This is a genomic window from Thermus sp. KWY1 (assembly GCF_057547025.1).
The window spans coordinates 1-3,098 of sequence record NZ_BAAJPG010000045.1 but is presented as its reverse complement, the minus strand read 5'-3'; the positions used below and the strand labels follow the sequence as shown (position 1 = coordinate 3,098).

The 3,098-nt window shown below is 72.9% G+C and carries 4 protein-coding genes; all 4 read left to right on the top strand.

What is annotated here, in order from left to right; all coding sequences use genetic code 11:
• A partial coding sequence (locus AC27GT_RS11960; protein WP_487224204.1) for a bifunctional DNA primase/polymerase occupies positions 1 to 2,149 on the top strand: 2,149 nt, incomplete at its 5' end.
• Positions 2,146 to 2,721 (top strand): hypothetical protein, encoded by a 576-nt coding sequence (locus AC27GT_RS11955; protein ID WP_487224203.1) that lies wholly within the window; start codon positions 2,146 to 2,148, stop codon positions 2,719 to 2,721. The genes AC27GT_RS11960 and AC27GT_RS11955, both read left to right, overlap by 4 nt.
• Positions 2,722 to 2,758: 37 nt before the next feature.
• Positions 2,759 to 2,968 carry a type II toxin-antitoxin system HicB family antitoxin gene (locus AC27GT_RS11950; RefSeq protein ID WP_487224202.1) on the top strand — a complete coding sequence of 70 codons (210 nt, stop codon included), beginning with the start codon at positions 2,759 to 2,761 and terminating at the stop codon, positions 2,966 to 2,968.
• A 19-nt stretch (positions 2,969 to 2,987) separates the two neighbouring features.
• The coding region (locus AC27GT_RS11945; RefSeq protein ID WP_487224205.1) for a type II toxin-antitoxin system HicA family toxin at positions 2,988 to 3,098 on the top strand (111 nt) is incomplete at its 3' end.

Here is a 3,098-nt window from a genome sequence, read left to right as displayed (position 1 = left end):
CGAGGAGGAGCCCTCCTCCCCCCACCCCCTCGAGGGCCTGGCCTCCAGGGAGGCCCTGGATGGGCACCCCCGCTACCGGGTGCGGGGTGGCCGCCTCGAGGCGGCCCGGGTGGAGGGGCGCGGGGAGTCCCGGAGCGTGGCCTACTTCCCCCTGGGCAACTTCGCCGCCGTCATCCGCCGGGAAGTGGCCCTCACAGACGGGGTGGAGGCCGAGCATCACCTGGAGCTGGAAGGCTACCTGGAGGACGGCACGCCCCTCGGGACGGCCCGGGTGCGGGCCTCGGAGTTTCCCGGCATGGCCTGGCTCACGCGGGAGTGGGGAGGCCGGGCCGTGCTCTTCGCGGGCCAGGGGACCAAGGACCACGCGCGCGCGGCCATACAGCTCCTCTCCCTCGCCCGGGGCTACGCCCGGGCCGTGGTCTACCGCCACCTGGGGTGGACCCGGATTGACGGGCGACCCGTCTACCTGCACGCCGGGGGCGGCATCGGCCCCGAGGGGGAGGTGGCGGGCCTCGAGGTGGAGCCCGGGCGGGCCCTGGAGGCCTTCGCCCTCCCCGCGCCCCCGGAAGGCGAGGAGGAGCGGGAGGTGTGGGCGGGGATCCTCGCCCTCTGGCCCCGCCTGGCCCCGCCCGAGGTGGCCTGGCCCCTCCTCCTCTACGCCCTCCAGGCCGCCCTGGGCCACAGCCCTTTCGCCCTCTACCTGGCCGGGCCCACGGGAGCGCGGAAGACGAGCCTAGCCCTGGTGGCCCAGGCCTTCTTCGCGCCCGGCCTCGAGGCTCCTCCCCTGGGCTGGGAGGCCACGGCCAACGCCCTGGAGGGGGCCGCCTTCGCGGCCAAGGACGCGCTTCTGCTGATTGACGACTACGCCCCCACGGGTAGTGAGCACCAGCGGAAGGAGCTTCAGGCCAAGGCCGCCCGGCTCATCCGTAGCCAGGGGAACGCCACGGGCCGGGCGCGGATGCGGGCCGACGGCACCCTGGCCCACGACCGCCCCCCTCGGGGGAGCCTACTCATCACGGGTGAGGACCTGCCTCCGGGCCACAGTGTGCGGGCCAGGACCCTGGTCCTGGAGGTGCGCCGGGGGGATGTGGACCTGGCCGCCCTCTCCGAGGCCCAGGCCCTGGCCCGGGAAGGCCGCCTGGCCCGGGCCATGAGCGCGTGGATCCGCCACCTGGCCCGGGACCTTGACGGCCACAGGAAGGCCTTCCGGGAGGCGTGGGAGGCCCTTCGCCCCCAATGGGCCGCCCTGGGGGAGCACGGGAGGACGGCTGACGCGGGGGCCAGGCTCCACGCCGCGCTCCTCCTCCTCCGGGGCTACCTGGAGGGGTTTGGCCTCGCCCTGGATCCCGCCCCCGTCCTGGCCGCCCTCAAGGAGGCCGTGCGCCGCCAGGGGGAGTGGCAGAAGGACGCGGATCCCGTGGAGAGGTTTGTGCCTCTCCTCATGGGGGCCCTCACCGCCGGGCGCGGCCACCTGGTGGACCTGGCCGGCTGGGAAGAGGGGGAACCCCCTAAAGACCCCCACCTGTGGGGGTGGAAGTGGGTGCCCAACACGAGCGGGAGCCCCGAGGCCGCCCCAGGCCGGTGGGAACCCAGGGGGCCCACGCTGGGATGGGCCCCGCCACACCCGGAGAAGGACGGGGTTTTGCTAGACCCCGAAGCCGCCTACAGCGTCCTGGCCCGCCTCGCGGCAGAAACCGGGGAGGCCCTTCCCACCCCCAGAACCCTGTGGAAGCGCCTCGGGGAGCGCGGCTTCTTGCATGTTCAGTACGAGCAGGGGGGAACCCGCTACCTGGTGGTGCGGAGGGTTGGCGGGGGGAACCGCCGGGTGCTCCACCTTCGCGCGGAACACCTAGCCCCCTATATCTCCCAGAAACCGGTAGCACCGGTAGCGGGCGAGGAAAATCCCGTCCAGAACGGCGCTAATCCCGCTACCGGTAGTTTGGCCGCTACCGATTTTCCGGTAGCGGGAGAAAGCCCCGTTGGGGCGCAGAAGGGCGCTACCGAAAAACCGGTAGCGGGGGAAAAACCGGTAGCGGCAGAAACGCCCTCCAGGACAGCACAAAACGGGGGTGCTACCGGTGCTACCGGTTTTGCAGAGATATACCCCCCCATGGGGCGCGTGGAAGAAGAGGAGGGGGAGTGGCTATGACCCCCCTCGCCCTTCTCCACGCCCTGCACGCCCACCCCTCCCTCACCTTCCACCGCGTGGGGGACGGGCTGAAGGCCTCCCCCCGCGTCCCCGAGGAGGCCCGCCCCGTCCTGGGCCGCTTCAAGCCCGCCGTCCTCCAAGCCCTCGAGGACGGGGAGCAGGTTGAGGCCGCCACCCTCCTCCGGGATCCCCACCGCCTGGCCGCCCTCCTCGCCCACGCCCTGGGAGGGGAGGCCCCCGTGGTGCTCACGGGCTACTACGAGGGACCGCCCACCCGCTACCTGGTGGCCGTGGACAGGCTCACCCCCTACCTGGCCTGGGCAAGCCGCCACCTTCCCGCCCCACGCCGCCTGCACCTTGGCCCCACCACGGGGGGTTGGGCTTTGGACTGGCGGGAGGGGTGGGAGGTGGCCCTCGAGGCCGTGGCGGCTGGCACCCGCTACGTCCTCCTCTACCCCGAGCATGGGGCGCGGGCCTGGCTGGAGGCCGCCCGAGAGGGGCTGGCCCTCCACGGGGTTTCGGTGTGGCGGCCAGGGGCCGCGCCCCGCCCCCTCCTCCTCACCGCCGCGTGAGCTCCCGCCGGTGTAGAGGGCGCGCTATCATGAGCCCATGACCCGGCGTTTTACCGCCCACCTCTGGCGGGAGGGGGACCTCTGGGTAGCCCAATGCCTCGAGGTGGACGTGGCCTCTCAGGGGGAAACCGAGGAGGAGGCCCTGAAGAACCTCAAGGAGGCCCTGGAGCTCTACTTCGAGCCCCCCACCCCGGAGCGCGTCCCCGAGGTGCGCACGGTAGAGGTGGAGCTTGGCCCCGCCGCTTAGGCCGCTTCCCTACCGGGAGGTGAAGCGCCGCCTCGAGGCGGCGGGGTTTGTCGTCCACTCCCAGAAGGGAAGTCATGTTAAGTTCATCCGGCAGGACCCGGACGGGCTTCGCGTGGCCATCGTCCCCGCG